The sequence below is a fragment of the Reyranella sp. genome, from assembly GCF_004297405.1.
Classification (GTDB): Bacteria; Pseudomonadota; Alphaproteobacteria; order Reyranellales; family Reyranellaceae; genus Reyranella.
Genome location: NZ_SCVC01000028.1, coordinates 1 through 24,214 on the forward strand (window position 1 = coordinate 1; position 24,214 = coordinate 24,214).

Here is a 24,214-nt window from a genome sequence, read left to right on the forward strand (position 1 = left end):
AAGGCGTGCCGGCGACGGCCATCGCGGTTGTCGGCCGTGGCGAGCAGGGCCTGCTGGTTCAGACCGGCCCGAACGTCCGCGAGCCGCAGAACCGCCGCGTCGAGATCGTCATCCAGTAAGACGATCCGAAGCCAAGTCTTCGAGGAACGGCCGGGGGCGACCCCGGCCGTTTTCTTTTCAGCTATGCGATGAGATTGGGCGCTTTTCAGGTTGGCGGGACCTGAGGCGGCCTCTATATCCGGGCGAGGAGAGTGAATTCATGTCGCAAGTGTTGATGCCCAAGGCGACCGCCGTCTGGCTGGTCGAGAATACGACCCTCACCTTCGACCAGATTTCGGCCTTCACCGGCCTGCATCCGCTCGAAGTCCAGGCGATTGCCGACGGCGAAGTTGCAGGCGGCATGACTGGATTCGACCCGACCACCAACGGGCAACTCACCAAGGAAGAGATCAAGCGTGTCGAGGCTGACCAGACAGCCCGTCTGAAGCTCAGCCCGCGCGACGTGCCGATGCCCGTCGCCCGCTCCAAGGGCCCGCGCTACACGCCGGTTGCCAAGCGCCAGGACCGTCCCGACGCCATTGCCTGGTTGCTCAAGGTCCACCCCGAGCTGCAGGAAAGCCAGGTCGCGAAGCTGGTCGGCTCGACCAAGAGCACGGTCCAGTCGGTACGGGATCGTACGCACTGGAATATGCAGAACGTCCGTCCGCGTGATCCCGTGACGCTCGGCCTTTGTTCGTTGAAGGATCTCAACGATGCGGTCGACAAGGCGCGCCGCAAGGCTGCGCGTGAGGATGCCGCGCGCAAGAAGGAAGCCGCCAAGGCTGGCCTTCCGGTCGAGGAAGCGACGCCTGTCGATCCGGCCGAGGCCGATCAGCCGGACGTCGAAGAGACCTCGCACAACTGATCTCTGGGTGCGCCACTCAAGGACGAAGGCTTGCTTCGTCCGAAATGGCGCAGTCTTCTCGCGATCATGAGTGGACGCGACGAGAGTCGCGTCCTCAACTGATCCTGCCGCCCTAAACCGTCATCATCACCTTGCCGACATGGTCGGCGCGTTCCAGCTCGGCATGCGCCTCTGCGGCCTGCTTGAGCGGGAAGGTCTTGAAGATGATCGGCTTGATCGTGCCGGCCTCGAGCAGCGGCCAGACTTTCTCCTGCAGGCCACGGGCCATGCGGCCCTTGTTCTCTACGCTCTGAGGGCGCAGCGTCGAGCCGGTCAGGGTGAGGCGATTCACCATCATGATGCCGGCGCTGATTGTAGCCGTCGCGCCAAGCTGCACGGCAATCACCACGCAGCGGCCATCGAGTTTCAAGAGGCCGAGATTCTTCGGCAGATACTCGCCCGCCACCATGTCGAGCACGACGTCGACACCACCCGACAGCTTCTTCACTTCGGCCGCCCAGTCGTTGTCCCTGTAGATGATGGCATGATCGGCGCCGAGCTCCGTCACCGCCTTGGCTTTCTCAGGTGTGCGGACCGTGGTGAACACCGTGGCGCCGAATGCCTTGGCGAGCTGGATCGCTGTCGTGCCGATGCCGCTTGCACCGCCGTGGATCAGTACCTTCTCACCGGCCTTGAGCTGGCCGCGCTCGAAGAGATTGTGCCACACCGTGAAGTAATTCTCCGGCAGTGCAGCCGCCTGCAGCATGTCGAAGCCCTTGGGCAGCGGCAGGCACTGCGGTGCGGGGACGGTGCAGTACTCCGCGTAGGAACCGCCCGGCGTCAGCGCACAGATCGCGTCGCCTACCTTCCAGCCGGTCACGCCCTCGCCCAGCGCGGCGACCGTGCCGGCGGCCTCGAGGCCCGGCAGGTCGGAGGCGCCCGGCGGCGGCGGATAAAGGCCAGCACGCTGCGCGATGTCCGGCCGGTTCACCGCCGTGGCCGCGACCTTGATGAGGATCTCGCCAGCCTTGGGCTGTGGCACCGGCCGCGTCGTCGGCACCAGCACCTCCGGTCCGCCCGGTTTGGTGATCTCGACGCAGGTCATCGTTGCGGGCAGGGCGCTCATGGTCGGCCTTTCGAAGGAAGGGGAGCAATGCTAGTCCTCCCTTAGCCGCTTCCGTGGAGCCGCGCTATGGCCTTTGACCTCGACGATCTCGACCCCCGGCAGAAGAAGCCGCAACTGAAGAACCTCGATGCGATGAACATCGAGGACCTGAAGGAGTATGTCGCTGCCCTGAAGGCCGAGCTGGCACGCGTCGAGGAAAAGATAAAGGCCAAGCAGAGCCACGCCGCCGCTGCCGCCTCTTTCTTCAAGAAGTAAGTCTCACGCGGCAAGACCGCATAAGAAGAAGGAAGACATCGTGGTCGACGCCAAGTTCCTGAAGCCCGATACACTTGCGCTACACGCAGGCCAGCATCCAGATCCGGTGACCGGCGCGCGTGCCGTACCGATCTATCAGACGACGTCTTATGTGTTCCGCGACGTCGACCATGCCGCGAGCCTGTTCAACCTCGAGGTCGGCGGCCATATCTACAGCCGTATCTCCAATCCGACGGTAGCGGTGTTCGAGGAGCGCGTCGCCGCCCTCGAGGAAGGTTCGGGCGCGCTCGCCGTGTCGAGTGGGCAGGCGGCGCTGCATATTGCCATTGCTACCTTGATGGGCGCGGGCAGCCACATCGTCGCGTCGACGTCGCTTTATGGTGGCACACGCAACATGCTGGGGCTCACCCTGCCGCGCTTCGGCATCGAGTCGAGCTTCGTGCATCCCGGTGATCACGAGGGTTTCCGCAAGGCCATAAAGCCCAACACGCGGCTGATTCTCGGCGAGACGATCGGCAACCCAGGTGGCGAGGTGCTGGACATTCCGGCCATCGCGGCGATCGCGCACGAGGCGAAGATCCCGCTGATGATCGACAATACCTTCGCGTCGCCGATGCTCTGTCGGCCGCTGACTCTGGGGGCGGATATCGTCTTCCATTCGGCGACCAAGTTCATCGGCGGCCATGGCGTTGCGATCGGCGGTGTGATCGTCGAATCCGGCCGCTTCGATTGGGAGGGATCGGGCAAGTTCCCGACCATGACCGAACCCTATGCCGGTTATCACGGCATCGACTTCGCCGAAGAGTTCGGCCCGCACGCCTTTATCATGCGGGCGCGCACCGAGGGCGTGCGCGACTTCGGCTGCTGCATGGCGCCTCAGACGGCCTTCTATCTGCTCCAGGGGCTGGAGACCTTGCCGTTGCGCGTGGCGCGCCACGTCGAGAATGCCCGCAAGATCATGGCTTTCCTCAAGGCCAATCCGGCGGTTGAGCGCATCGCCTCGCCGGACATGCCCGACCATCCCGACCATGCACTGGCGCAACGATTGCTGCCCAAGGGCACGGGCTCGATTTTCAGCTTCGATATCAAGGGCGGCCGCGAGGCCGGACGGCGTTTCATCGAGCGGCTGAAGCTCTTTTCACATCTCGCCAATGTCGGGGATGCCAAGTCGCTGGTGATCCATCCCGCCTCGACGACTCACGCCCAGCTCGATGCGGCGGCGCTAAAGCAGGCCGGCATCGGCGAGGGCATGATCCGGCTCTCGGTAGGGCTGGAAGATCCCGAGGACCTCATCGACGATCTCGGGCAGGCGCTGCGCGCGTCGCAGAAGGGCTGACCATGAACCTCACCGTCGATGGCCGGACCGTCTTTGCGACGACCGGCGGCACCGAGTTCGATGCGGCCAAGCCCGCGATCGTCTTCCTCCATGGCGCGGGCTTCGACCGCACGGCCTGGCGCTTGCAGACGCGCTGGTTTGCCCATCATGGCCGCGGCGTGCTCGCGGTCGATTTCCCGGCACACGGCCGGTCGGAAGGGCCAGCCCTCGACAGCATCACGGCGATGGCCGACTGGACGGCGAAGCTGATCGAGGCCGCCGGGTTGAAACAGGCCGCCCTGGTCGGCCATTCGATGGGCGCGCTGGTCGCATTGGATTGCGCGGCGCGGCACCCGGAGAAGGTGAGGGCGCTCGGCCTCTGCGGTGTCGCGGTCGACATGCCGGTGCATCCCGAGATGCTGGAGTCGGCCAAGGCCAACACGCTCAAGGTGCAGGAACTCATGACCTTCTGGGGTATGGGCAACGCCTTGCACAAAGGTGGCATGGTTTCGCCAGGCCTGTGGCTGCGCCGAGAGTCGCTCGCCGTGCTGGCGGGCAATGAACCCGGCGTGATCCACACCGATCTGGCGGCCTGCAATGCCTACAAGGATGCGCCGCAGCGCGCGGCGGCTGTGAAGGCGCCGACCGTACTGGTGTTGGGCGACGGCGATCTCATGACGCCGGCCGCCAAGGGCAAGGCTCTGGCAGCCGCCATCGCAGGGTCGAAGACGGTCGTCATCCCGAACTGCGGGCACTTCATGATGGTCGAGCGGCCGGACGAAACGCTGGAGGCTCTGAAGGCGCATGTCTGAGCGTGTCGCCCTCGTCACCGGCTCGACGTCGGGCATCGGTGAAGCCATCGCGCGTCGGCTCTCCCGCGATGGCTACAGAGTAGCCTTGCATGGACGGCGTCAGGCCGAGCTCGGCCGTGCGATGGCGGCTGAACTGCCCGGCGCGAGCTACCATCAGGTAGATCTCGCGGACGTCGAACACGCCGGCAAACTCGTGCGCGAGGTCGTTGCGCATCATGGCCGGCTCGACGTGCTGGTGAACAATGCCGGCATCGTGGCGCGCTTCCCGCATGCCGATCTCAAGGCGGCCACTCCCGAGATCTGGCGGAGCATGTTCGACGTGAACGTGATCGCGCCGTGGATGCTGATCGCCGAAGCCGAGGCCGCGTTGCGTACGTCGGCAGAGCAGGGACGGCCAGCCTCGATCATCAATATCGGCACGCACGCCGCCGTGCGTCCCAAGGGCTCGTCGATTCCTTACGCCGCAGCCAAGGCGGCCCTGCATCATGCGACGCGCCTTCTCGCCTTGACCCTGGGACCGGCCATTCGGGTCAATTGCGTGGCCCCGGGACTCGTCGACACGCCCATGAGCACAGGCTGGGAAGCCGCCTATGAACTCTGGAACACCAAATCGCCGATGAAGCGCCCTGCGAAACCAGAAGACATTGCCGATCTTGTGGCTGCGTTGTGTGCCAACGACTACGTTACGGGAGAGATTGTCATCGCCGATGGTGGGCTCAACCTCACCTAGCCAGACACGGAGGAAACAATGAACGTCCAGACCTTGCCGCCGGGCTACAAGACCGCGCCGTGGTCGCCGCCGGAGAAGATTACCGGCGCGATGCTGACGGAGGCCAGCACCAAGCTGATCGACCTCCTGCGCATCCGTACGCAGCCGATCGGCATGCGGCTGTTCGAAGACCCGGCCGAAATGGACAACATCAAAGGGCTGCGCAAGCCAACTGAGGGCTTCAAGTTCACCATGTGCCAGATGGTGACGCAGGCGCGCTGGTACGGCTTTACGCTCGGCATCACCGTCGACAATACGCGCGGCGGCAACTGCGGTGGCGTGGTCGGCCTCAACCATCCGGGCGAGGGCTTCCTGTCGGGCGATCACATGAACGGCGTGTGGTTCGGCAACAAGGAGGCGTCGGCGGCGCATCAGGCGCAGATGCCGCGGGTGCCGCACGGCACCTACAACGGCCTGGTCGTGGCGCCACTGCGTTCCGGCCGGCTCGATCCACCGGACATCTGCCTGTTCTACGGATCGCCGGGCCAGATGATCTATTTCATCAACGGACTGCAGTATCATCGCTATCGCCGCTACGACTTCACCGTGACGGGCGAGAGCGCCTGTGCGGACTCGTGGGGACGCGCGCTTGCTACCCGGCAAACGTCGCTGTCGCTGCCGTGCTTCGCCGAGCGCCGCTATGGCGGCGTGGCCGACGATGAGCTCCTGATGGCCTGCCCGCCGGACGAGTTCCTCCGCGCCATCGAAGGCATGATCCAGCTCGGCAAGAACGGCCTGCGCTACCCGTTCCCGCCCTATGGCGCAGCGATGGATCCGGCGCTGGGTATGGCCAAGAGCTACAGCTGATGCTCTATGTCGTGGCCTTGCCGGTTCTCGGCGAGGCCGACGATACCGCGCTGCGCCGCCTGCGGGCGCAGTACCATCCGCGCGAGGCCGATCTGATCGGCCCGCATTTCACCTTGGTGTTTGGCGCGCCGCTCGATCGTGAATCGGCTTTACGCGCCATGCTGGAGGCTATCGAGCGGCGGCCCTTCTGGTTCGTGCTGGAGCGCCTCGTGCGGCACGACCTGCCGCCGCCATCGCGCGGCGCCTATCTCTATGCAACGCCAGCCGACGGCTTGGCCGAACTGGTCGAGCTTCACGAGACGTTCAATCCTGTGGGAAGCGGCGAACCCTTTGAACCGCACATGACCCTCGGCCTGTTCGAGCGTGCGACAGAAGCGGAGCAGGTCGCCCGCATCGTCGAGCGCCAGCATTTGCCGATGCACGGTCGCGTCGAGGCGCTGGCGCTGCTGCGCCGCACGGCCGAAGGCCTCGAGACGCTGAGGAGCGTACGGCTCTAACCTGCCTTGCCATCCTTCAGCAGGCCGACAAGCGGGTTCGGCGCCGCTGGTCCGACGCGCCGCAAGGTGTTCGTGTCGTGATGGTTGAAGGCCGGCTCCTTGCCGCGGACGGCCAGATCGGTGCGCGTCACATAGGTCCAGCTATCGTCATCGTTGAAGGTGATGTCGATGCGGTAATAGTCGGTGCGGAACGCCTCTTCCAGAAAGGTGGTCGAGCAGATCCCGAAGCGCGTATCGCCGCGCTTCGCCTCGACCGAAATGCGCTTGTCGTCTGGCGCTGCCTTGCCGCCCGCCAGTACGACTTGGCCGCGCGGGATGGCGATGGTCTGCATGATCAGCCCGGTGGCTGGTTCCCACAGCCAGTAACCGACCTGATCGTGGAAGGTGATGGCCTCTTCCGGCGTATTGATGTGGATGTGGTAGCGCAGGCCGTAGAGGAGCTGAGGGCCATTGGCCTGCGGATCGCAGGGCTCCATCCGGATATGCTCGCGGAACACCCGCCGTTCGGGACCATCCGCCTTGGGACTGACATCGACTCCTTTGTCGGACTGCCACACACCGGCCAAGCGACGCAGCGGCCCCAGATTGGCCAGGGTGTCAGGCGCGACGTCCTCGGGCTCAGTGAAGATGTCATCAGGAATGGTCGACATGAGGTTCCTTGTGTGGCGATGGCTCGCCCATGCGGGCTGCGGCTCTAGTGCCAGAGCGGGGGCAGGGGCGGCAAGCGAACGTTGCCCGGTCGCGCCGAGATGCCGAGATGCGCCAGGGCATCACGCACTTCGCGCGGCAGGCGAACGGTCGGGCCGGCATCGGTGCTGGCCAGCTTGAACAGGCGTTCGAACATACGCTGCCAGCGCTCGGTCTCGTCGGGGTAGCGCCTGATCTCGACCTTCTTCGTCTCGTCGAGGCCGGCTTTGGCCCGGGCGATATTGAGAGCGAGTTGCAGGCCGCCCAGTTCGTCGACCAGTCCGGCCTTCTTGGCGTCGATGCCGCTGAAGACGCGACCGCGGGCTGCAGCGTCGATACGTTCGGCGTTGAGTTTGCGCGCATCGGCAACGATGCGGGTGAACTCCGAGTAGATCGTATCGAGCTCGCGATTGACCGCCCGTCGCTGCGCCGGGCTTGGTGGCTGGAAGGTCGAGTACATGCCGGCATTGGTGCCAACGGAGACGCGCTCGACATTGACACCGAGCGAAGCCAGCAGCTCGTGCGCCATCGGCCAGATACTGAACACGCCGATCGAGGCGGTGATGGTCGTGGGCTGTGCCACGATGACGTCGGCCCTGACAGCCGCGAGATAGCCACCCGACGCGGCGACATCGCTCATCGACACGATGACCGGCTTTCCAGCCGCCCGTGCGCGGCCCACCGCGTCCGCGATGGCGTCGGCGGCAGGGTAGGTGCCGCCGGGTGAGTCGATGCGCAGGACGATGGCGCGCACGTCCTTTGCCTTGGAGGCTTCGTCGAGTGCATCGACCACATCCTCCGAGTTGGCTGAGGTTTCTTCCTGAAGCGGGTTGTCGCCGGAGGGACCGGACATGATGGCGCCACTGGCGCGGACCAGGGCGATGACCTCGCCGCGTGGCTTGGGCCGCGTCTCGTCGCCGGCATATTCTGAAAGCGTCACGAGATCACGCTTGCCACCAGCGCGCTGATAAACCTCGTCCAACGCATCGGTACGATAGCCGATCTTGTCGACCAGGCCGTCGCGTCGCGCTTGCTCGGGTTCGTGGGGCGCCGTGTCGATCAGGCGGTGCAGCTCGGCGGGCTCGAGGCGGCGGTCGCGCGCCGCGTCGGTGACGAACTGGCCGAACAGGCTGTCGAGGAGCTGCTGGAGATTCTCGCGGGCCGGGCGGGTGTAGCCAGTTTCGAGGAAGCTGTCGGGCGCGCTCTTGTACTCATAGCGCTTGCCGCCCTCGACCTTCACGCCGAGCTTGTCGAGGGCACCCTTGAGAAAGGGGGTCTCGACGGCAATGCCCGCGACGCCGAATCCGCCGCTGGGCTGTAGCCAAATCTGTTCCAGGGAGGAGGCGAGATAGTAGTCGGCGAAATGACTGCCGCTACTGCCCAGAGATTCGGCGAAGCCGACGGCGAACTTGCCCTTGCCGCGGAAGTGGGCGATCGCCTGCCGCAGTTCCTGAACACGCGCGAGACCCGCCTGCTCGTCACCGATCTCGACATAGAGGCCCGCGACCCTCGGATCGTCGGCCGCCTGCCAGAGAAGTTGGACTGTCTCGACGATGTCGCGTGAGCTGCGGAACAAGCCGCCGCTCAGGATATCGGTCGACGTCGTCTCCGGCGGTAGCGACCGCAGATCGAGCGACAGCACCATCTGCTGTGGCAGCGGCTTGGCGGAGAAGGGACTCGACGCGACGAAGGCGATGCCGCCTGCGATCGCGAGCAAGGTGAGCGCGCCCACGGTCGCGAGGAGGCCGACGATGTATCGCCGCATGCGAGAACTCCGCTGTGTACTTGCTAGGATTGCACCAGATTCGGCCGGAAGCGCTTCACCGCGTCAAGCATGGCCGTGGCCTTAGTATCGAGTCCGTTGTCGCGTACCAGCACCGCCGTCGGCATGCCGCGGATCGGGCGCAGGCTGTCGTCGAGATTGAGCAGCGAGAGCCGCAGGTCCGCTGCAATGAAAGCTTCTGGTGCAATGCCGACCTGGAGCTGTGGGCGCAACGCCAGCCGGCGGAGGCGGACCCATTGGATATCCTGCCAAGGGATGCGCTTGTTGCGCCCGAAGCCCAGGATCAATCCCTCGTGGTCGACGACGATCTGAGGGGTGCGGTCGAGGGTGTGACGGATTCCCAGGAAGATGTAGTAGGCGAGCGCCAGCGCCAGTACCGAAAACAGGACGAAGCGCGGATCGTTGAGCGAGAGCGTCGGCGCGTTGGCCGAGCCCGAGGCAAAATGGACGATCGCCGCGCCGATCATGAGGACCGACACGGTTGCCATCCCGGCATTGTGCAGCACGCCGTAACGGGCTTCGAGCTTGGACTGCCCCAACGGTCAGCCGCCCGCGATCAACCGCATTGGGCGCGGTGGCGCATCAGGTGATCGGCCAGTACGCAGGCCATCATCGCCTCGGCCACCGGCACGGCGCGGATACCGACGCAGGGATCGTGCCGCCCTTTGGTGCGTAGCTCGATGTCCCGGCCATTGCGGTCGACGCTGTGGACCGGCGTCAGGATCGAACTGGTAGGTTTCACGGCGAGCCGGCAGACGATGTCCTGCCCGGTCGAGATGCCCGCCAGGATGCCGCCGGCGTGATTGCTGAGGAAGGAGGGTTCGCCGTCCTTCATGCGCATCTCGTCGGCATTCTCCTCGCCGCTCATGGCGGCCGTCGCGAAGCCATCGCCGATCTCCACGCCCTTGACGGCGTTGATGCTCATCAGCGCTTTGGCGAGATCGGCGTCGAGCTTGTCGTAGACGGGATCACCCAGTCCGATGGGCGCGCCGGAGGCGACAACTTCGATGACGGCGCCGCAGGAGCTGCCGCGCTTGCGCACGTCGTCGAGATAGCCTTCCCAACCTTGGGCGGCCTGACGGTCGGGGCACCAGAAGGGGTTGTCGCCAGTGGCATCCCAATCCCAATTGGCCCGGTCGATCTTTTGCGTACCAATCTGGATCACGGCGCCGCGGATGCTGACGCCCTCTCCCAGGATCTTGCGGGCGATCGCACCGGCGGCGACGCGCACCGCCGTCTCGCGCGCCGACTGGCGGCCGCCGCCGCGATAATCGCGCGCGCCATACTTCTTCCAGTAAGTGTAGTCGCCGTGGGAGGGGCGGAACTGGTCCTTGATCTCACCGTAGTCGCGGCTGCGCTGGTCCACGTTCTCGATGTGCAGCGCGATCGGGGTGCCGGTGGTGACGCCTTCGAACACACCAGACAGAATCTTTACCGTATCGGGTTCCTGACGCTGCGTAACGAAACGCGACTGGCCCGGCCGGCGCTTGTCCATCCACACCTGGATATCGGCTTCGGCGAGCGGGATGCGTGGCGGCGTGCCGTCGACAACGCAGCCGATCGCTGGCCCGTGGCTTTCGCCCCAGCTCGTGAACCGGAAGAGGGTACCGAAACTGCTGCCGGCCATGGTCGCCGGCTCCTCGCGCTAATCGCCTTCGAAGTTGCCGAGCAATTCGGCGATCTGCTTCGCGGACGAGGTGTTGATCATGCCGACGACGTGATAGCCGGCATCGACGTGCATCACTTCACCGGTCACGCCGGTGCCAAGGTCGGACAGGAGGTAGAGACCGGCGTTGCCGACTTCTTCCGTCGAGACGTTGCGCTTCAGCGGCGAATTGAGTTCGTTCCACTTGAGAATGTAGCGACCGTCGTTGATGCCGGCGAAGGCGAGCGTCTTGATCGGGCCGGCGGAGATCGCGTTGACGCGGATCTTCTGCTCGCCGAGATCGGATGCGAGATAGCGGACGCTGGCTTCCAGGGCGGCCTTGGCAACGCCCATGACGTTGTAGTGGGGGATGACCCGCTCGGCGCCGTAGTAGGTGAGCGTCAGCAGGCTGCCGCCGTTCTTCATCAGCGGGACCGCCCGCTGGGCAACCGCCGTGAAGGAATAAACGCTCACGTTCATGGTGAGCGCGAAGTTGTCCGCCGTCGTGTCGAGATAGCGGCCGCGCAACTCGTCCTTGTTCGAGAAGGCGATGGCATGGACCAGGAAGTCGAGGTCGCCCCACTTCTGCTGGATCTCGGCAAAGGTGGCGTCGATGCTGGCCGGGTTGGTGACATCGCAGGGCAAGATGATCTCGCTGCCGATGGAACTGGCCAAAGGCCGGACCCGCTTTTCGAGGGCCTCCCCTTGAAAGGTGAAGGCTACCTTGGCGCCAGCGTCGTGGCAGGCCTTGGCAATGCCCCAGGCGATCGAGCGTTCGTTGGCAACGCCCATGACGAGGCCTTTTTTGCCGGCCATCAGTTGTGCAGCAGCGGTCATCCCTTGTTCTTAGCGGGGGACGGCTATTGGGACAAGATGCCGGTGGTGGAAGGCTTCCAACCCCCTCATATTGTGGTCATGATCCGGCAAACGACCGACCCGCTGGAGCTTTTCGGCACCTGGTATGCCGAGGCCGAGAAGAGCGAGCCCAACGACCCCTCCGCGATGGCGCTGGCCACGGTGGGACCCGACGGGACGCCGTCGCTCCGAATGGTCCTGCTGAAGGACTATGACGCCGACGGCTTTGTCTTCTACACCAACTATGAAAGCCGCAAAGGCACGCAGTTGCTGGCCCATGCCAAGGCTGCACTTCTGTTTCACTGGAAGTCGGTACGCCGACAGGTCCGGCTGGAAGGGCCGATCAGCCAGACGACGGCGGAAGAGGCCGATGCCTATTTCGCCTCCCGTGCGCGGGGTAGCCAGATCGGGGCCTGGGCGTCGGAGCAGTCACGGCCGCTGGAAAGCCGTTTTGCCCTCGAAAAGCGGGTGGCCGAGGTCACGGCACGGCATGTGGTCGGCAAGGTGCCGCGGCCGCCGCACTGGTCAGGGTTCCGCCTGCAGCCGACCCTGATCGAGTTCTGGCAGGACGGTGCCTTCCGCCTGCACGATCGCCTCGAATACCGGCGCGGTTCGGCAGCCGAGCCATGGACCACGCGCACCCTCTATCCCTAAGACCACGATGGCGATGGAACCCCAGCGGCTGATGCGGCTGGCTACCGTCGCCTCGACGTCGGTGGCCTTGACCCTGGTGGGGGCGAAGGCCGTTGCCTGGGTGGTCACGGATTCGGTGAGCATGCTGTCGTCGCTGGTCGACACCTCGCTCGACCTGGTGGGTTCGCTTGTCACCTTCTTTGCTGTCCGCCTGGCGCTGACACCGGCCGATGCCGACCATCGTTTCGGCCACGGCAAAGCCGAGGCGCTGGCCGGACTGGTGCAGGCCGGCTTCATCGCAGCGTCAGGCTGCGCCCTGCTGTTTGCTGTCGCCGAGCGGTTCAACGCACCGAAACAGGTGCGGGAGGAAGACGTCGGCCTGATGATCAGTGCGCTGGCGCTGGTTCTCACGATCGGTCTCGTCACCTTCCAGCGCTATGTCGTGCGGCATACTGGTTCGATCGCCATCGGCGCCGACGTGGCGCATTACGGGACCGACCTGGTGGCCACCCTGGTGACAGGCATTGGGCTCTTCCTCTCAGGGCTGCTCGACCAGCCGCTGATCGACAGTTCGGTCGCGGGCTTCGTGGCGCTCTACCTGTTGCACGGTTCGTGGAAAGTCGGTCGCGATTCGCTCGACATCCTGATGGATCGCGAATTGCCGGAGGAAGATCGCCGCCGCATCGACGAGATTGCCCGGCAGAATCCCGGTGTGAAGGGGATCCACGAGTTGCGTACGCGTTCCGGCGGGCTCACCCGCTTCATTCAGCTTCACATCGAAGTCGATCGAAACCTGTCATTGCTCAGTGGGCATGAGATCGGCCGGCGAGTGCAGGGGGAGATTGCCAAGGCCTTTCCCGGCGCTGAGATCATCCTTCACGTCGATCCATCGCCCGCATCATGACAAACCGCCCTGCGTTCGTGGTCGAGGATCAGTCCGAGACCGTGGCCTTTCTCGAGAGTCAGCTGAAACCCGAGCGGCGGATCGACACCCACGGCGCCGTCGTCTTTCTCGGTCGCGAGCGCGCCTACAAGCTGAAGCGAGCGGTGAAGTTTCCCTACATGGACTTCTCGACGGCGTCGCGTCGTGCCGACATGTGTGCCGCCGAGATCGGCATCAACCGGCGGCTTGCACCGGAGATCTATCTCGGCGTCATGCCGGTGTTTCGCCGTAACGGGCAGTTGAGGCTGGGCGAGATCGGCGAAGTGGGAGAGGAGGCCATCGACTGGCTGGTCGTCATGCGTCGCTTCGACGAGGAAGGGATGCTCGATCGCATGGCGACGCGGGGCGCCCTGACGCCAACCCTGATGGCCTCGCTCGGTGGCCGTATCGCGGGCTTCCATGACGGTTTGCCACCGATCACGAAGGGCTTTTGCTCTCCCGACGATTACCGCCACTCCGTCGCGGCCGACGTGCGCCAGATGCGCGAGGCAGGCGAACGGCTCGATCCTCCGACCAGCGAGGCCCTCGCCGAGGCGATGCCGCGCTCGCTCGAGCCTTTCGTCGAGTTGGTGGCGCGCCGAGTCGCGGCTGGCGCCGTGCGCCGCTGCCATGGCGATCTGCACCTGCGCAACATCGTGATCCTGCAAGGCGAGCCTGTACCGTTCGACGCCATCGAGTTCTCCGACAAGATCGCCAATATCGACGTGCTCTACGATCTTGCCTTTGCGCTGATGGATCTAGCGCGACAGGGGCTCGGGGCGCTGGCCAACCGGCTGCTGAACGAATGGCTGTGGCGCATCGGCGAGTTGCCGGAGGCTTCGCACGAGGAGGCGCTGGCGCTCCTCCCGATGTTCCTCGCCCGCCGCGCCGCGATCCGCGCCTATGTCGATTCGGCGGTCACGGCCGTAAGCGGTGCCGACAACGCACCGGCGCGAGCCTATCAGAAGGCTGCGCTGGATTTTCTACAGCCCGCACCGCCGCGGCTGCTGGCGGTCGGCGGACTCTCGGGCAGCGGCAAGACCACTCTGGCGCTGAAGCTCGCCCCGGATATCGGTCGTTCACCCGGTGCGGTCGTGGTTCGCAGCGACGTCGAGCGCAAGCGACAGGCCGGTGTTGCTCTGGAGGAGCGCATGCCCGCGGGCAGCTATACGCCCGAGGCATCTGCCAAGGTCTATGCTTCTTTTATGGCACGAGCGGAGCGGGTGTTGCGGGCTGGCCACAGCGTCGTGCTCGACGCCGTCTTTGCCCGCGAGCCGGAGCGGGCGGCGGCGGAAGCGCTGGCCGCCAAGATGGGAGTGCCATTCCAGGGCATCTGGCTCGATGTGCCGAAGGACGTTGCCCAGCAGCGTGTGGCCGCGCGCAAGGCCGATGCGTCCGACGCGACCCCCGAGGTCGTCGAACGCCAGTTTGGCTATGAGCTTGGGGCGATCCGCTGGGAGCGGCGCGCTCCCAGTTAAGCTCGCTTCTTCGCTGCTGAACTGCGCGGCAGGAGGCGGGCGAGATACTGGCCCGTGTAGCTCTCGGCGACCTTCACGACCTCTTCGGGGGGGCCCTCGGCGACCAGGCGGCCGCCGCCGGAGCCACCATCGGGGCCCATGTCCAGGATCCAATCCGCAGTCTTGATGACTTCGAGATTGTGCTCGATCACCAGCACGGTGTTGCCCGTCTCGACCAACCGATGAAGAACTTCGAGCAGCTTGCGCACGTCCTCGAAATGCAGACCGGTCGTCGGCTCGTCGAGGATGTAGAGCGTGCGACCGGTAGCCCGGCGCGAAAGTTCCTTGGCGAGCTTGACCCTCTGGGCCTCGCCGCCCGAGAGCGTCGTCGCCTGCTGGCCGATATGGATGTAGCCCAGGCCGACCTGCTGCAGAGTCAGGAGCTTGTCGCGGATTATCGGCACGGCCTTGAAGAACTCGCAGCCCTCATCGACCGTCATGTCCAGCACGTCGGCGATCGACTTGCCGCGGAACACGATCTCCAGAGTCTCGCGGTTGTAGCGCTTGCCCTTGCAGACGTCGCACTGGACGTAGACGTCGGGCAGGAAGTGCATCTCGATCTTGATGACGCCGTCGCCCTGGCAGGCTTCGCAGCGGCCGCCCTTGACGTTGAACGAGAAACGTCCCGGCTTGTAGCCGCGCTCGGTCGACTCCGGCAGTTGGGAAAACCAGTCGCGGATCGGCGAGAAGGCGCCGGTATAGGTCGCGGGATTGGAGCGCGGCGTGCGGCCGATCGGCGACTGGTCGATGTCGACGATCTTGTCGAGCTGGCTGACGCCGTCCAGGCCGGTATGCACGCCGGGATGCTCGCGTGCCCCATTGAGCCGCTTGGCCAGTGCCTTGTAGAGCGTCTCGACAATCAGGGTGCTCTTGCCGCTGCCCGACACGCCGGTGACGCAGGTGAAAGTGCCGAGCGGGATGCTGGCCGTCACGTTCTGGAGATTGTTCTCCTTGGCGCCCTTCACCGTCAGCCAGCGCCCGTTCTTCGGCGGCGGCTCGCGCCGCACCTTGGGAACCGGGATCTGTCGGAAGCCCGAGAGATATTGCCCGGTGAGGCTGGCGCTGTTCTGCATCACCTCCTCGGGTGTGCCCTCGGCAATCACCTTGCCGCCATGCGCGCCGGCGCCGGGGCCCATATCGACCAGATGGTCGGCGGCGCGGATCGCGTCTTCGTCATGTTCGACGACCAGCACGGTGTTGCCGAGGTCGCGCAGGCGGGTCAGCGTCTTCAGGAGCCGGTCGTTGTCGCGCTGATGCAGGCCGATCGACGGTTCGTCGAGCACGTAGAGCACGCCGGTCAGGCCGGAGCCGATCTGCGACGCCAGCCGGATACGCTGGCTCTCGCCGCCCGACAGCGTGCCCGAGGTCCGGTTCAGCGTGAGGTAGGACAGGCCGACATTGTCGAGGAAGCCCAGCCGCTCGTTGATCTCCTTCAGGATGCGTTCGGCGATCTCGCGCTGCTTGGCCGTCAGCTTGGGCGCCAGTTCGAGGAACCACTTCACCGCGTCGCCGATCGAGAATTCGGTCGTCTGGCTGATGTTGAGCCCGGCGATCTTCACCGCAAGCGCTTCGGGCTTGAGGCGGGCGCCGCCACAGGCCTCGCACTTGCTCTCGTGCTGGAAGCGCTCCAGCTCCTCGCGCACCCAGGAGGAGTCGGTTTCCTTCCAGCGGCGGTCCAGGTTGGGAATCACGCCTTCGAACGGCTTGGTGGTCTGATACTGACGAATGCCATCGTCGTAGCGCATGGCGATGGACTCGCCGCCGCTTCCTTGCAGGATCGTGTCGCGCACCTTCTTGGGCAGGTCGCGCCAGGGCACCGACATCTTGACCTTGAAGTGCTTGGCGATGCTCTCGAGCGTCTGCATGTAATACTGGCCCGAGCTGTCGGCCCAGGGCGCGACCGCCCCCTCGGACAATGACAGCCGATCGTCCGGCACCACCATTTCAGGATCGAAGAACATCTTCACGCCAAGCCCATCGCACGACGGGCAGGCGCCCTGCGGCGCATTGAAGGAGAAGAGGCGAGGCTCGATCTCCTCGATGGTGAAGCCCGAGACTGGACAGGCGAAACGCGCAGAGAAGACTGTGCGCTCGCCGTTGTCGGCATTCTCCGCGACGGCCAGGCCCTCGGCCAGATTGAGCGCCGTCTCGATCGAATCGGCGAGACGGTTACCGAGGTCCGGCTTCACGACGAGGCGGTCCACCACGACGTCGATGTCGTGCTTGAACTTCTTGTCGAGTGTCGGCGCTTCGGTGATCTCGTAGAGCTTGCCGTCGATCTTGACCCTCTGGAACCCCTTCTTCTGTAGCTCCTGCAGTTCCTTGCGATATTCGCCTTTGCGGCCACGTACGATCGGCGCCATCAGGTAGAGGCGCGTGCCGTCGGGCATCGCTTTCACGCGATCGACCATCTGCGACACGGTCTGGCTTTCGATCGGAAGGCCGGTCGCCGGTGAATAAGGCACGCCGACGCGCGCGAACAGCAAACGCAGGTAGTCGTAGATCTCGGTGACAGTGCCGACCGTCGAGCGCGGATTGCGCGAGGTCGTCTTCTGCTCGATCGAGATCGCCGGCGACAGGCCCTCGATCGAATCGACATCGGGCTTCTGCATCAGCTCGAGGAACTGACGCGCGTAAGCCGACAGGCTCTCGACGTAGCGCCGCTGGCCCTCGGCATAGACCGTGTCGAAGGCGAGCGAGGATTTACCCGAGCCCGACAGACCGGTGATCACCACCAGCCGGTCGCGTGGCAGATCGAGGTCGACGTTCTTGAGGTTGTGTTCGCGCGCACCGCGGATCGAGATGTAGCGGTGCGGCTCGGCGGCAGGTAAGCGTGACTTAGCCATGTGGACCGGGAGAATAGGCGAAGCGCGGGATCATCGCATATGGCGATTCACCCCCAGCCGCGCCAGTCCTCCACAAGTCGCAAAAATCAGGCTGCGGATGCCTGCGCTGCTAGCACCCGATCGGTCGGCCGGTCGTTCATCAGGAGCTGCATGGTGCCCGCGATCAGGCCGATCAGGACGCCGATTTTCCAGGCCAGATCGTAGGATCCCATGAGATCAAAGAGATAGCCGCCGCCCCAGGCGCCGAGGAAAGAGCCCGCCTGGTGGCTGAGGAAAGCGATGCCGGTCAGGGTCGACAGGAAGCGCAGGCCGAAGATCTGCACCACCAGCCCGTTGACCAGCGGAATAACCCCCAGCCAGAGGGTGCCCATGGCTGCTCCGAACAGCACCACGGAGAGCGGCGTCGGCGGATACATGAAGAATAGAAGAAGGGTCAGGGAGCGCAGCAGGTAGATCGCGCCCAGCAGGAGCCGCTTGGGATACTTGTCGCCCAGCCAGCCAAACAACCAGGAACTCAGAATGTTGAAGCCGCCGATCAGCATCAGCGCCACGGCGCTGTAACTCGCATCCATGCCGCACTGAGCGAGGTAGGTTGGCAGGTGCGTGGTGAGGAAGACGAGCTGTAGGCCGCAGACGAAGAAGGCGATCGCCATCACGACATAGCCGGTGTGTCGCCGCGCCTCGTCGAGCGCGCCCATGAGTGTGAGATCGCGGTCACTCGCCAGGGTGTTCGGCAGCTTGTCGGCGCGGCTGCCGATCCACGCAGCAGGCAGCATGGCGATGGCCAGGATCACGAACGACCACGAGGCGGCACGCCAGCCATCGGAAGTCAGCAGATAGGCCGCGATCGGTGCCGTGACCATGGTGCCGACGGAGCCGGCGGCCGAGACAATGCCGAACGCCAAAGTACGTCGGCCGGGTTCGACGACGCGCGCCGCGATGTTGGCGGTAATGCCCGAGGTGGTGCAGGCCAGTGCAATGCCGATCAGCACGCCGGCGCCCAGGATAATCGCCAAGGCGCCCTGTGCGGTGGCCGTGAGCCAGATACCCAGGATGAACATGGCGCTGCCCAGGAGCGCCACCCAGCGCGTGCCGTACTTGTCGGCAAAAACGCCGGCGATCGGCTGGCTCAGTCCCCAGGCGACCTGCTGGACGGAAATCGCCAGCGCGAAGTCGGAGATGGCGATTCCCAGCTCTTTGGAGGCGGGCGCCTGGAACAGGCCGAGGTTCTGACGGATGCCCATGGCCAGGGTCATCATCAGCGCGGCACCGCCCAGCATGGCGTAGGCCTGGCCGGTCGAAACCTGAGGGACGTGAAAAGATTTACTCATGACGCGGCAAGATAGGGGAGGGTTTGCTGCGAAAACCAATGAATTGTCGGAGGGCTGGCATGAGTGAAGCTCACGGCGTCTGCGGTCCAAAGGGGGACACAACCCAAATTAGGTGGCTGCCCACAGGCCGCCGGAGCTAGGTTCGCCACCATGAGGTAGGTGCCGCGCCCCGCGGCACCGGGAAGGCGAAGGAGGCCCCCATGGCGGGCAGCGTCAACAAAGTCATCCTGGTCGGCAATCTCGGCCGCGACCCCGAAGTGAGGTCCATGCAGGATGGCCGTTCCATGGTGAACATGTCGGTGGCCACGTCGGATACGTGGCGTGATCGCCAGAGCGGCGAGCGTAAGGAGCGCACCGAATGGCACCGTGTCGTGATCTTCAACGAGAAGCTTGCTGAAGTTGCGCAGAAGTTCGTGCGCAAAGGCTCGAAGGTCTATGTCGAGGGGCAGCTCTCCACGCGCAAGTGGACCGACCAGAGCGGACAGGAGCGCTACACGACCGAGGTCGTGATTCCGCGCTTCGGCGGTGCGCTCACCATGCTCGATGGCCGTAGCGGCGGCGAGGGCGGCGGTCCCGGCGGCGGACCGGATGACGATTTCGGTGGCGGCGGCATGTCCGGGGGCGGTGGTGGCAGCAGTGGTGGCGGCCGGCCGGCATCGCGCGGGAGCAAGGCAGAACTCGACGACGACATCCCGTTCTAGAGACGGTCGCGTGTGCGCACGGCTGCTCGGTGGTTTCAGCGGCCGTGCGCCTCTTAAGCTAGATATTCAGGCGTAAATACCCAGGGCGTCTCACGCAGGCAGGCCCATCGCACGCAATTCAGCAATGGTCCCTTCCGCCGATTGGTGGTGGATGGCGTTCATGCCGACGGCGCGTGCGCCGTCGACGTTGGCGATCACATCGTCGATGAACACGGCGTCCTCCGGCTGGAAACCGCCGGTCCGGCAGACCAGCTCGTAGATCGCGGCATCGGGCTTGGAGCAGCCGACGAGGCCGGAGACGACGTAGTCTCGGAAATGGCCGATGAAGGGGTGTCGAGTGTGGGCCGGCCCGCGCAGCCAGGGATCGAGCAGGTTCGGCGCGTTGGAGAGAACATAGAGCGGGGTGCCGGCGTCGTGCAGCCGGTCGACCAACTCGGCCATCGGCGCGAAGGCGTGGGCGCACATCTCGTCGAAGCGGCCGTAGAAAGCTGCAATCAGCTCTTCCTTGCCGGGGTGTAGGGCCTGTAGCGCTCGCGTTGCCGCTGCCGGATCGCCGCCATGGTCCTGCGGCTCATGCCACGCGCGCGTGGTCACTTGAGTGAGGAAATCCTCCATTTCAGCGGGGTCCGAGATCAGCGTCCGGTAGAGGTGACGGGGGTTCCAATCGATCAGAACACCGCCGAAATCGAAGACAGCGACCGAGGGCCGGCGAGGGGGCGTTTGGGGGCTCAAATTCGGGCCTTTCCGAGGGGTGTTTATCGATAGAATTTAGGTAATAAAATCAAATAGTTAAAGGCGGGTCGTGCAGTCGATTTTTGTTGGTCTTCCGGGGCTGGTTTGCTAGTGTGCGAAATCGTTCCGCCGGAGTCTCCGGAGGGGCCACCAATACGAGATAAAAACCAGGTTTTTTGTGAGCGACGATACGATTCTGCCGCCGGCGCCGCCGCCTTCTGATGCGCCCCCGCCTCAGCCCCCTCCGCACAACATCGCGCCGATCACGATCGAAGAGGAGATGCGCCGGTCCTACCTCGATTACGCCATGAGCGTGATCGTGGCGCGCGCCTTGCCTGACGCGCGCGATGGGCTGAAGCCGGTGCAGCGGCGCATTCTGTACGCCATGAAGGAAAGCGGCTTCGACTCGACGCACGCTTTCCGCAAGTCGGCGCGCATCGTCGGCGAGGTGATGGGCAAATATCACCCGCACGGCGACAGCGCGATCTACGACGCCATGGTGCGTATGGCGCAGGATTTCTCCATGCGCCTGCCGTTGATTTCGGGGCAGGGCAATTTCGGCTCGATGGACGCCGATCCGCCAGCGGCGATGCGCTATACGGAAGCGCGCCTGGCGCGCGCCGCCGAGGCGCTGCTGGCCGACATCGACAAGGACACCGTCGACTTCCAGCCGAACTACGACGAGACGACGCATGAGCCGTCGGTTCTGCCGGCGGCCTTCCCGAATCTGTTGGCCAACGGCGCGGGCGGCATCGCCGTCGGCATGGCAACGAACATCCCGCCGCATAATCTCGGTGAATTGCTCGATGCCTGCTGCGCACTGATCGACAATCCCGAGCTCACCATACAGCAGGTGATGGAATATGTGCCGGGTCCGGATTTCCCGACCGGCGCCACCATTCTCGGCCGCAACGGCATCCGTGCCGCCTACGAGCTCGGCCGCGGTTCAATCGTCATGCGGGCGCGCACCAGGATCGAGGAGGGGCGCGGCGGACGCGAGATGATCATCGTGTCCGAAATCCCCTATCAGGAGAACAAGGCCCGCCTGCACGAGCGCATCGCCGAGGTGGTACGCGACAAGAAGGTCGAAGGCGTCTCCGAGATCCGCGATGAAAGCGACCGCGACGGCGTGCGCATGGTGATCGAGCTGAAGCGCGACGCCATGGCCGATGTCGTGCTGAACCAGCTCTACCGCTACACGCCACTGCAGACGACGTTCGGCGTCAATGCCCTGGCGCTCGACGGTGGGCGGCCGAAGCTGATGAGCCTCAAGGAGCTGTTGGAGGCGTTCATCCGCTTCCGCGCCGAGGTCATCACGCGCCGGACCAAGTACGAGCTCAACCACGCCCGCGACCGCGCCCACGTATTGGTTGGTCTCGCCATCGCCGTCGCCAATATCGACGAAGTGATCGAGATGATCCGCCGCTCCCCCGATCCGGTGGTGGCGCGCGAACGCCTGATGGCCAGGGACTGGCCGGCGTCGGATGTGGCGCCGCTGATCGAGCTGATTGCCGAGCCAGGTCGCGAAGTCTCGGCTGAAGGGACTTATCGCCTCTCGGAGGTGCAGGCCCGGGCCATCCTTGAGCTGCGCCTGCAGCGACTGACCGGTCTTGAGCGTGACAAGATTGCCGAAGAGCTGACCGAAGTGGCCAAGCTCATCGAGGGCTATCTCGAGCTGCTGGGCGACCGCGACAAGCTTTTTGCACTGATGCGCAAGGAGCTGCTCGAGATCAAGGAGCAGTTCGCGACGCCGCGCCGGACTGAGATCCTCGACAACGAATTCGAGCAGGATATCGAGGACCTGATCCAGCGCGAGGACATGGTCGTGACGGTGACGCATGGCGGCTACGTCAAGCGTGTGCCGGTCTCGGCGTATCGTGCTCAGCGCCGCGGCGGCAAGGGCCGTTCCGGTATGGCTACGCGCGAGGACGATTTCGTTTCGAGTCTGTTCGTTGCCAATACGCACACGCCGGTACTGTTCTTCTCCAGTCGCGGCATCGTCTACAAGCTGAAGGTCTGGCGTTTGCCCCTCGGAGCACCGCAGGCCCGCGGCAAGGCGTTCGTCAATCTGCTGCCGCTCGCCGAGGGTGAGACGATCAGCGCCGTGATGCCGATGCCGGAGGACGAGGCGAGCTGGGCGACCCTGCATGTGATGTTCGCCACCGCCCGCGGCGGCGTACGGCGCAACGAGCTGAGCGATTTTGTCAGTGTCAATCAGAGTGGCAAGATCGCCATGAAGTTCGATGGCGACGACGCTGGCGACCGTCTGATCGGGGTAGGAGTCTGCAGCGAGGAGCAGGACGTGCTTCTGGCTACGCGCCAGGGCCGCGCCATGCGTTTCCCCGTCTCGACAGTGCGTGTCTTCCAGAGCCGGGCATCGACCGGCGTGCGCGGTATCGCGCTGGCCGAGGGCGACGAGGTGATCTCTATGTCGCTGGTCGACAATGGCAAGGGCATCCCGACCGAGGATCGCGACGCATACCTTCGTCAGTCGCGGGCACTGCGCCAGGCGGAGAATACTGCCGAGGCGGTCGACGTGGTCGAGGAGGAAGTTGCGGCAGCGGCCGAGGAAGCTGCAGCGCCGACGACTGCGCTCTCGCCGGAACGCTTCGCCGAGCTGCAAAGCAAGGAGGAGTTCGTCCTTACCGTCGCCTCGTCGGGTTTCGGAAAGCGTACGTCGGCCTACGAGTATCGGGTGACCGGTCGCGGCGGCAAGGGCGTCGAGCTGATGAACCTCGGCAAGGGCGGCGAAGTCGTTGCGGCTTTCCCCGTGCTCGACAACGACCAGATCATGCTCGTCACCGATGGCGGCACGCTGATCCGTTGTCCGGTCGACGGTATTCGCATCGCCGGTCGAGGCACACGCGGAGTCCGCATCGTCAATGTGAGCGAAGGCGAGCGTGTCGTTTCTGCAGTGCGCATCGGCGAGGACGATGCTGGAAATGGCAACGGTGACGCGAGTTCCGAAATGCCTGATTCCGAAACGCCCAGTTCCGAAACAAACGGTGGATAAGGACCGGTCGTGTCGCTAAGACTTTGCCGTCGCAGTCTGCGAACAGAACGTTGCGGAGTGGGGGGGAAACATGGCCGTGGAACGCACCGGTGTTTATCCGGGCACGTTCGATCCCATCACGAGCGGGCACATGGAAGTGGTGCGCCGTTCGCTGCGGCTCGTGGACAAGTTGGTGATTGGCCCGGCGATGAGCATCAGCAAGGGGCCGATGTTCTCGCTCGAGGAACGCATCGACATCATCAAGGACGATATCTCCGACTTTCCCCAGGCCGACCGGGAGCGGATCGAGATCGTTCCGTTCGAGGGCCTGCTGATCCACTTCGCGCGCAAGGTGAATGCGTCGGTGATCATCCGCGGGCTGCGGGCCGTTTCGGACTTCGAGTACGAAATCCAGATGGCCAACATGAATGCCCGCATGGAGCCTGCGATCGAGACCATCTTCCTGATGGCGTCGGACCGGCACCAGTTCATCGCCTCCTCGCTGGTAAAGGACATCGCCCGGCTGGGCGGCGACACGTCGCAGTTCGTTTCCAAGCGGGTATTCGAGCGTCTGAAGAAGAAATTCGCCAAGGAGTGATTTCCGGCCCGCAAGCCCCCCAATTGGCACTCCTGCCACCCCAAGGGGCTGCGTTGACCGAAACGCCTGCACACCTTATACGGGCGCCGCGCGGGACTGCCGCCCGCGGCGCGGAACCGGGACGAGCCCGTAGCTCAGCGGTAGAGCATCTGACTTTTAATCAGGTGGTCGTAGGTTCGATCCCTACCGGGCTCACCACTGGACCCAAGAAGGAGAAGCGCGGCTCATGCCGTCGGTGAAAGTCGTCAACGGCAAGCAGATTGTGGTCGAGAACCTCGGTCCGATCGAGCGCCTCTTCAGCTTCATCGTGAAGCCGTTCGTCCGCATGTTGCAGCATCGCGACCTGATCGCCGCCATCCTGCGGCGCGAGGTTCGCGAGCGCTTCAAGGGGTCGATCGCCGGATGGATCTGGGCGATCATTGCCCCCCTGCTGATGATCGCCGTCTATTCCTTGGTGTTCAGCACGGCCCTGACTCTGCCGCTGCCCGAAAATCTGGCCAAGAGCCAG

Annotated in this window: 22 protein-coding genes, 1 tRNA gene and 1 pseudogene; 15 read left to right on the plus strand and 9 right to left on the minus strand. The window is 64.7% G+C overall.

Annotated features, from left to right (window positions below):
• Positions 1 to 259: 259 nt before the first annotated feature.
• The gene (locus tag EPO50_RS16995) at positions 260 to 904 is read left to right on the plus strand and encodes a DUF1013 domain-containing protein (protein WP_296346143.1); all 645 of its coding nucleotides are present in this window, start codon (positions 260 to 262) and stop codon (positions 902 to 904) included.
• A gap of 112 nt (positions 905 to 1,016) precedes the next feature.
• Here EPO50_RS16995 and EPO50_RS17000 read toward each other — a convergent pair whose 3' ends face one another.
• The gene (locus tag EPO50_RS17000; RefSeq protein WP_296346145.1) at positions 1,017 to 2,009 is read right to left on the minus strand and encodes an NAD(P)H-quinone oxidoreductase; all 993 of its coding nucleotides are present in this window, start codon (positions 2,007 to 2,009) and stop codon (positions 1,017 to 1,019) included.
• Between the two features lie 66 nt (positions 2,010 to 2,075).
• On the opposite strand from EPO50_RS17000, the gene EPO50_RS17005 reads away from it, so the two are divergent.
• The 6 genes from EPO50_RS17005 to EPO50_RS17030 are packed head-to-tail and all read left to right on the plus strand — an operon-like array spanning position 2,076 to position 6,464.
• The gene (locus EPO50_RS17005; RefSeq protein ID WP_296346147.1) at positions 2,076 to 2,264 is read left to right on the plus strand and encodes a DUF1192 family protein; all 189 of its coding nucleotides are present in this window, start codon (positions 2,076 to 2,078) and stop codon (positions 2,262 to 2,264) included.
• Positions 2,265 to 2,304: 40 nt separating this feature from the next.
• A complete protein-coding gene (locus tag EPO50_RS17010; RefSeq protein ID WP_296346148.1) occupies positions 2,305 to 3,600 on the plus strand; it encodes an O-acetylhomoserine aminocarboxypropyltransferase in 1,296 nt (431 codons plus the stop codon).
• A gap of 2 nt (positions 3,601 to 3,602) precedes the next feature.
• Positions 3,603 to 4,391 (plus strand): alpha/beta hydrolase, encoded by a 789-nt coding sequence (locus EPO50_RS17015; RefSeq protein ID WP_296346150.1) that lies wholly within the window; start codon positions 3,603 to 3,605, stop codon positions 4,389 to 4,391.
• The gene (locus EPO50_RS17020; RefSeq protein ID WP_296346152.1) at positions 4,384 to 5,121 is read left to right on the plus strand and encodes an SDR family NAD(P)-dependent oxidoreductase; all 738 of its coding nucleotides are present in this window, start codon (positions 4,384 to 4,386) and stop codon (positions 5,119 to 5,121) included. The genes EPO50_RS17015 and EPO50_RS17020 overlap by 8 nt, the downstream gene beginning before the upstream one ends.
• 18 nt (positions 5,122 to 5,139) lie before the next feature.
• On the plus strand, positions 5,140 to 5,967 hold the full coding sequence (locus EPO50_RS17025; RefSeq protein WP_367268048.1) for a DUF169 domain-containing protein: 828 nt from the start codon (positions 5,140 to 5,142) through the stop codon (positions 5,965 to 5,967).
• Positions 5,967 to 6,464 carry a 2'-5' RNA ligase family protein gene (locus tag EPO50_RS17030; RefSeq protein WP_296346154.1) on the plus strand — a complete coding sequence of 166 codons (498 nt, stop codon included), beginning with the start codon at positions 5,967 to 5,969 and terminating at the stop codon, positions 6,462 to 6,464. The genes EPO50_RS17025 and EPO50_RS17030 overlap by 1 nt, the downstream gene beginning before the upstream one ends.
• Here the strand turns inward: EPO50_RS17030 and EPO50_RS17035 are convergent.
• The 5 genes from EPO50_RS17035 to fabI are packed head-to-tail and all read right to left on the minus strand — an operon-like array spanning position 6,461 to position 11,416.
• The gene (locus tag EPO50_RS17035; RefSeq protein WP_296346156.1) at positions 6,461 to 7,114 is read right to left on the minus strand and encodes a heme-binding beta-barrel domain-containing protein; all 654 of its coding nucleotides are present in this window, start codon (positions 7,112 to 7,114) and stop codon (positions 6,461 to 6,463) included. The two genes, EPO50_RS17030 and EPO50_RS17035, sit on opposite strands and share 4 nt — an antisense overlap.
• Before the next feature lie 44 nt (positions 7,115 to 7,158).
• Entirely contained in the window at positions 7,159 to 8,916 is a 1,758-nt protein-coding gene (locus EPO50_RS17040; RefSeq protein WP_296346157.1) for a S49 family peptidase, read from the minus strand.
• 23 nt (positions 8,917 to 8,939) lie between these two features.
• Complete coding sequence (locus tag EPO50_RS17045) at positions 8,940 to 9,473, minus strand: hypothetical protein (protein WP_296346159.1); 534 nt, start codon at positions 9,471 to 9,473, stop codon at positions 8,940 to 8,942.
• A gap of 17 nt (positions 9,474 to 9,490) precedes the next feature.
• Entirely contained in the window at positions 9,491 to 10,561 is a 1,071-nt protein-coding gene (aroC, locus tag EPO50_RS17050; protein WP_296346161.1) for a chorismate synthase, read from the minus strand.
• 18 nt (positions 10,562 to 10,579) lie between these two features.
• Entirely contained in the window at positions 10,580 to 11,416 is an 837-nt protein-coding gene (fabI, locus tag EPO50_RS17055; protein WP_296346164.1) for an enoyl-ACP reductase FabI, read from the minus strand.
• 78 nt (positions 11,417 to 11,494) lie between these two features.
• Here fabI and pdxH point away from each other — a divergent pair, with 78 nt between their 5' ends.
• From pdxH to EPO50_RS17070, 3 genes are read left to right on the plus strand one after another with little or no spacing between them, the layout of a single operon-like run.
• The gene (gene pdxH / locus EPO50_RS17060; RefSeq protein WP_296346166.1) at positions 11,495 to 12,088 is read left to right on the plus strand and encodes a pyridoxamine 5'-phosphate oxidase; all 594 of its coding nucleotides are present in this window, start codon (positions 11,495 to 11,497) and stop codon (positions 12,086 to 12,088) included.
• 7 nt (positions 12,089 to 12,095) lie between these two features.
• Positions 12,096 to 12,971: a cation diffusion facilitator family transporter gene (locus EPO50_RS17065; protein ID WP_296346168.1), complete on the plus strand. Its 876-nt coding sequence runs from the start codon at positions 12,096 to 12,098 to the stop codon at positions 12,969 to 12,971.
• Complete coding sequence (locus tag EPO50_RS17070; RefSeq protein WP_296346170.1) at positions 12,968 to 14,467, plus strand: bifunctional aminoglycoside phosphotransferase/ATP-binding protein; 1,500 nt, start codon at positions 12,968 to 12,970, stop codon at positions 14,465 to 14,467. Before EPO50_RS17065 ends, EPO50_RS17070 begins: the two co-directional genes overlap by 4 nt.
• On the opposite strand, the gene uvrA is transcribed toward EPO50_RS17070, so the two are convergent.
• Both uvrA and EPO50_RS17080 read right to left on the minus strand, forming a co-directional pair.
• Positions 14,464 to 17,352, minus strand: coding sequence for an excinuclease ABC subunit UvrA (gene uvrA / locus EPO50_RS17075; RefSeq protein ID WP_296346171.1), 2,889 nt, complete (start codon positions 17,350 to 17,352; stop codon positions 14,464 to 14,466). The genes EPO50_RS17070 and uvrA overlap by 4 nt on opposite strands.
• Positions 17,353 to 17,438: 86 nt before the next feature.
• Entirely contained in the window at positions 17,439 to 18,683 is a 1,245-nt protein-coding gene (locus EPO50_RS17080; RefSeq protein WP_296346173.1) for an MFS transporter, read from the minus strand.
• Positions 18,684 to 18,883: 200 nt separating this feature from the next.
• Between EPO50_RS17080 and ssb the strand changes: the two genes are divergently transcribed.
• Entirely contained in the window at positions 18,884 to 19,384 is a 501-nt protein-coding gene (ssb, locus tag EPO50_RS17085) for a single-stranded DNA-binding protein (protein WP_296346175.1), read from the plus strand.
• Positions 19,385 to 19,474: 90 nt separating this feature from the next.
• On the opposite strand, the gene EPO50_RS17090 is transcribed toward ssb, so the two are convergent.
• Positions 19,475 to 20,116 carry an HAD family phosphatase gene (locus tag EPO50_RS17090; RefSeq protein WP_296346177.1) on the minus strand — a complete coding sequence of 214 codons (642 nt, stop codon included), beginning with the start codon at positions 20,114 to 20,116 and terminating at the stop codon, positions 19,475 to 19,477.
• Positions 20,117 to 20,369: 253 nt separating this feature from the next.
• Between EPO50_RS17090 and gyrA the strand changes: the two genes are divergently transcribed.
• The 4 genes and pseudogenes from gyrA to EPO50_RS17110 form a co-directional block, all read left to right on the plus strand.
• Positions 20,370 to 23,129, plus strand: a complete 2,760-nt coding sequence (gyrA, locus tag EPO50_RS17095) for a DNA gyrase subunit A (RefSeq protein ID WP_296346184.1) — start codon at positions 20,370 to 20,372, stop codon at positions 23,127 to 23,129.
• 70 nt (positions 23,130 to 23,199) lie between these two features.
• Entirely contained in the window at positions 23,200 to 23,706 is a 507-nt protein-coding gene (coaD, locus tag EPO50_RS17100) for a pantetheine-phosphate adenylyltransferase (RefSeq protein WP_296346179.1), read from the plus strand.
• A gap of 123 nt (positions 23,707 to 23,829) precedes the next feature.
• Positions 23,830 to 23,904, plus strand: a tRNA-Lys gene (locus EPO50_RS17105).
• 28 nt (positions 23,905 to 23,932) lie between these two features.
• A pseudogene (locus EPO50_RS17110) lies at positions 23,933 to 24,214 on the plus strand (hypothetical protein); the annotation flags it as partial.

Bases quoted from the DNA above. Each gene is read 5' to 3' on its own strand.
- EPO50_RS16995 (WP_296346143.1), top strand. From the start codon at position 260: ATGTCGCAAGTGTTGATGCCCAAGGCGACCGCCGTCTGGCTGGTCGAG.
- EPO50_RS17000 (WP_296346145.1), bottom strand. From the start codon at position 2,009: ATGAGCGCCCTGCCCGCAACGATGACCTGCGTCGAGATCACCAAACCG.
- EPO50_RS17005 (WP_296346147.1), top strand. From the start codon at position 2,076: ATGGCCTTTGACCTCGACGATCTCGACCCCCGGCAGAAGAAGCCGCAA.
- EPO50_RS17015 (WP_296346150.1), top strand. From the start codon at position 3,603: ATGAACCTCACCGTCGATGGCCGGACCGTCTTTGCGACGACCGGCGGC.
- EPO50_RS17020 (WP_296346152.1), top strand. From the start codon at position 4,384: ATGTCTGAGCGTGTCGCCCTCGTCACCGGCTCGACGTCGGGCATCGGT.
- EPO50_RS17025 (WP_367268048.1), top strand. From the start codon at position 5,140: ATGAACGTCCAGACCTTGCCGCCGGGCTACAAGACCGCGCCGTGGTCG.
- EPO50_RS17030 (WP_296346154.1), top strand. From the start codon at position 5,967: ATGCTCTATGTCGTGGCCTTGCCGGTTCTCGGCGAGGCCGACGATACC.
- EPO50_RS17035 (WP_296346156.1), bottom strand. From the start codon at position 7,114: ATGTCGACCATTCCTGATGACATCTTCACTGAGCCCGAGGACGTCGCG.
- EPO50_RS17040 (WP_296346157.1), bottom strand. From the start codon at position 8,916: ATGCGGCGATACATCGTCGGCCTCCTCGCGACCGTGGGCGCGCTCACC.
- aroC (WP_296346161.1), bottom strand. From the start codon at position 10,561: ATGGCCGGCAGCAGTTTCGGTACCCTCTTCCGGTTCACGAGCTGGGGC.
- fabI (WP_296346164.1), bottom strand. From the start codon at position 11,416: ATGACCGCTGCTGCACAACTGATGGCCGGCAAAAAAGGCCTCGTCATG.
- pdxH (WP_296346166.1), top strand. From the start codon at position 11,495: ATGATCCGGCAAACGACCGACCCGCTGGAGCTTTTCGGCACCTGGTAT.
- EPO50_RS17065 (WP_296346168.1), top strand. From the start codon at position 12,096: ATGGCGATGGAACCCCAGCGGCTGATGCGGCTGGCTACCGTCGCCTCG.
- EPO50_RS17070 (WP_296346170.1), top strand. From the start codon at position 12,968: ATGACAAACCGCCCTGCGTTCGTGGTCGAGGATCAGTCCGAGACCGTG.
- uvrA (WP_296346171.1), bottom strand. From the start codon at position 17,352: ATGGCTAAGTCACGCTTACCTGCCGCCGAGCCGCACCGCTACATCTCG.
- EPO50_RS17080 (WP_296346173.1), bottom strand. From the start codon at position 18,683: ATGAGTAAATCTTTTCACGTCCCTCAGGTTTCGACCGGCCAGGCCTAC.
- ssb (WP_296346175.1), top strand. From the start codon at position 18,884: ATGGCGGGCAGCGTCAACAAAGTCATCCTGGTCGGCAATCTCGGCCGC.
- coaD (WP_296346179.1), top strand. From the start codon at position 23,200: ATGGCCGTGGAACGCACCGGTGTTTATCCGGGCACGTTCGATCCCATC.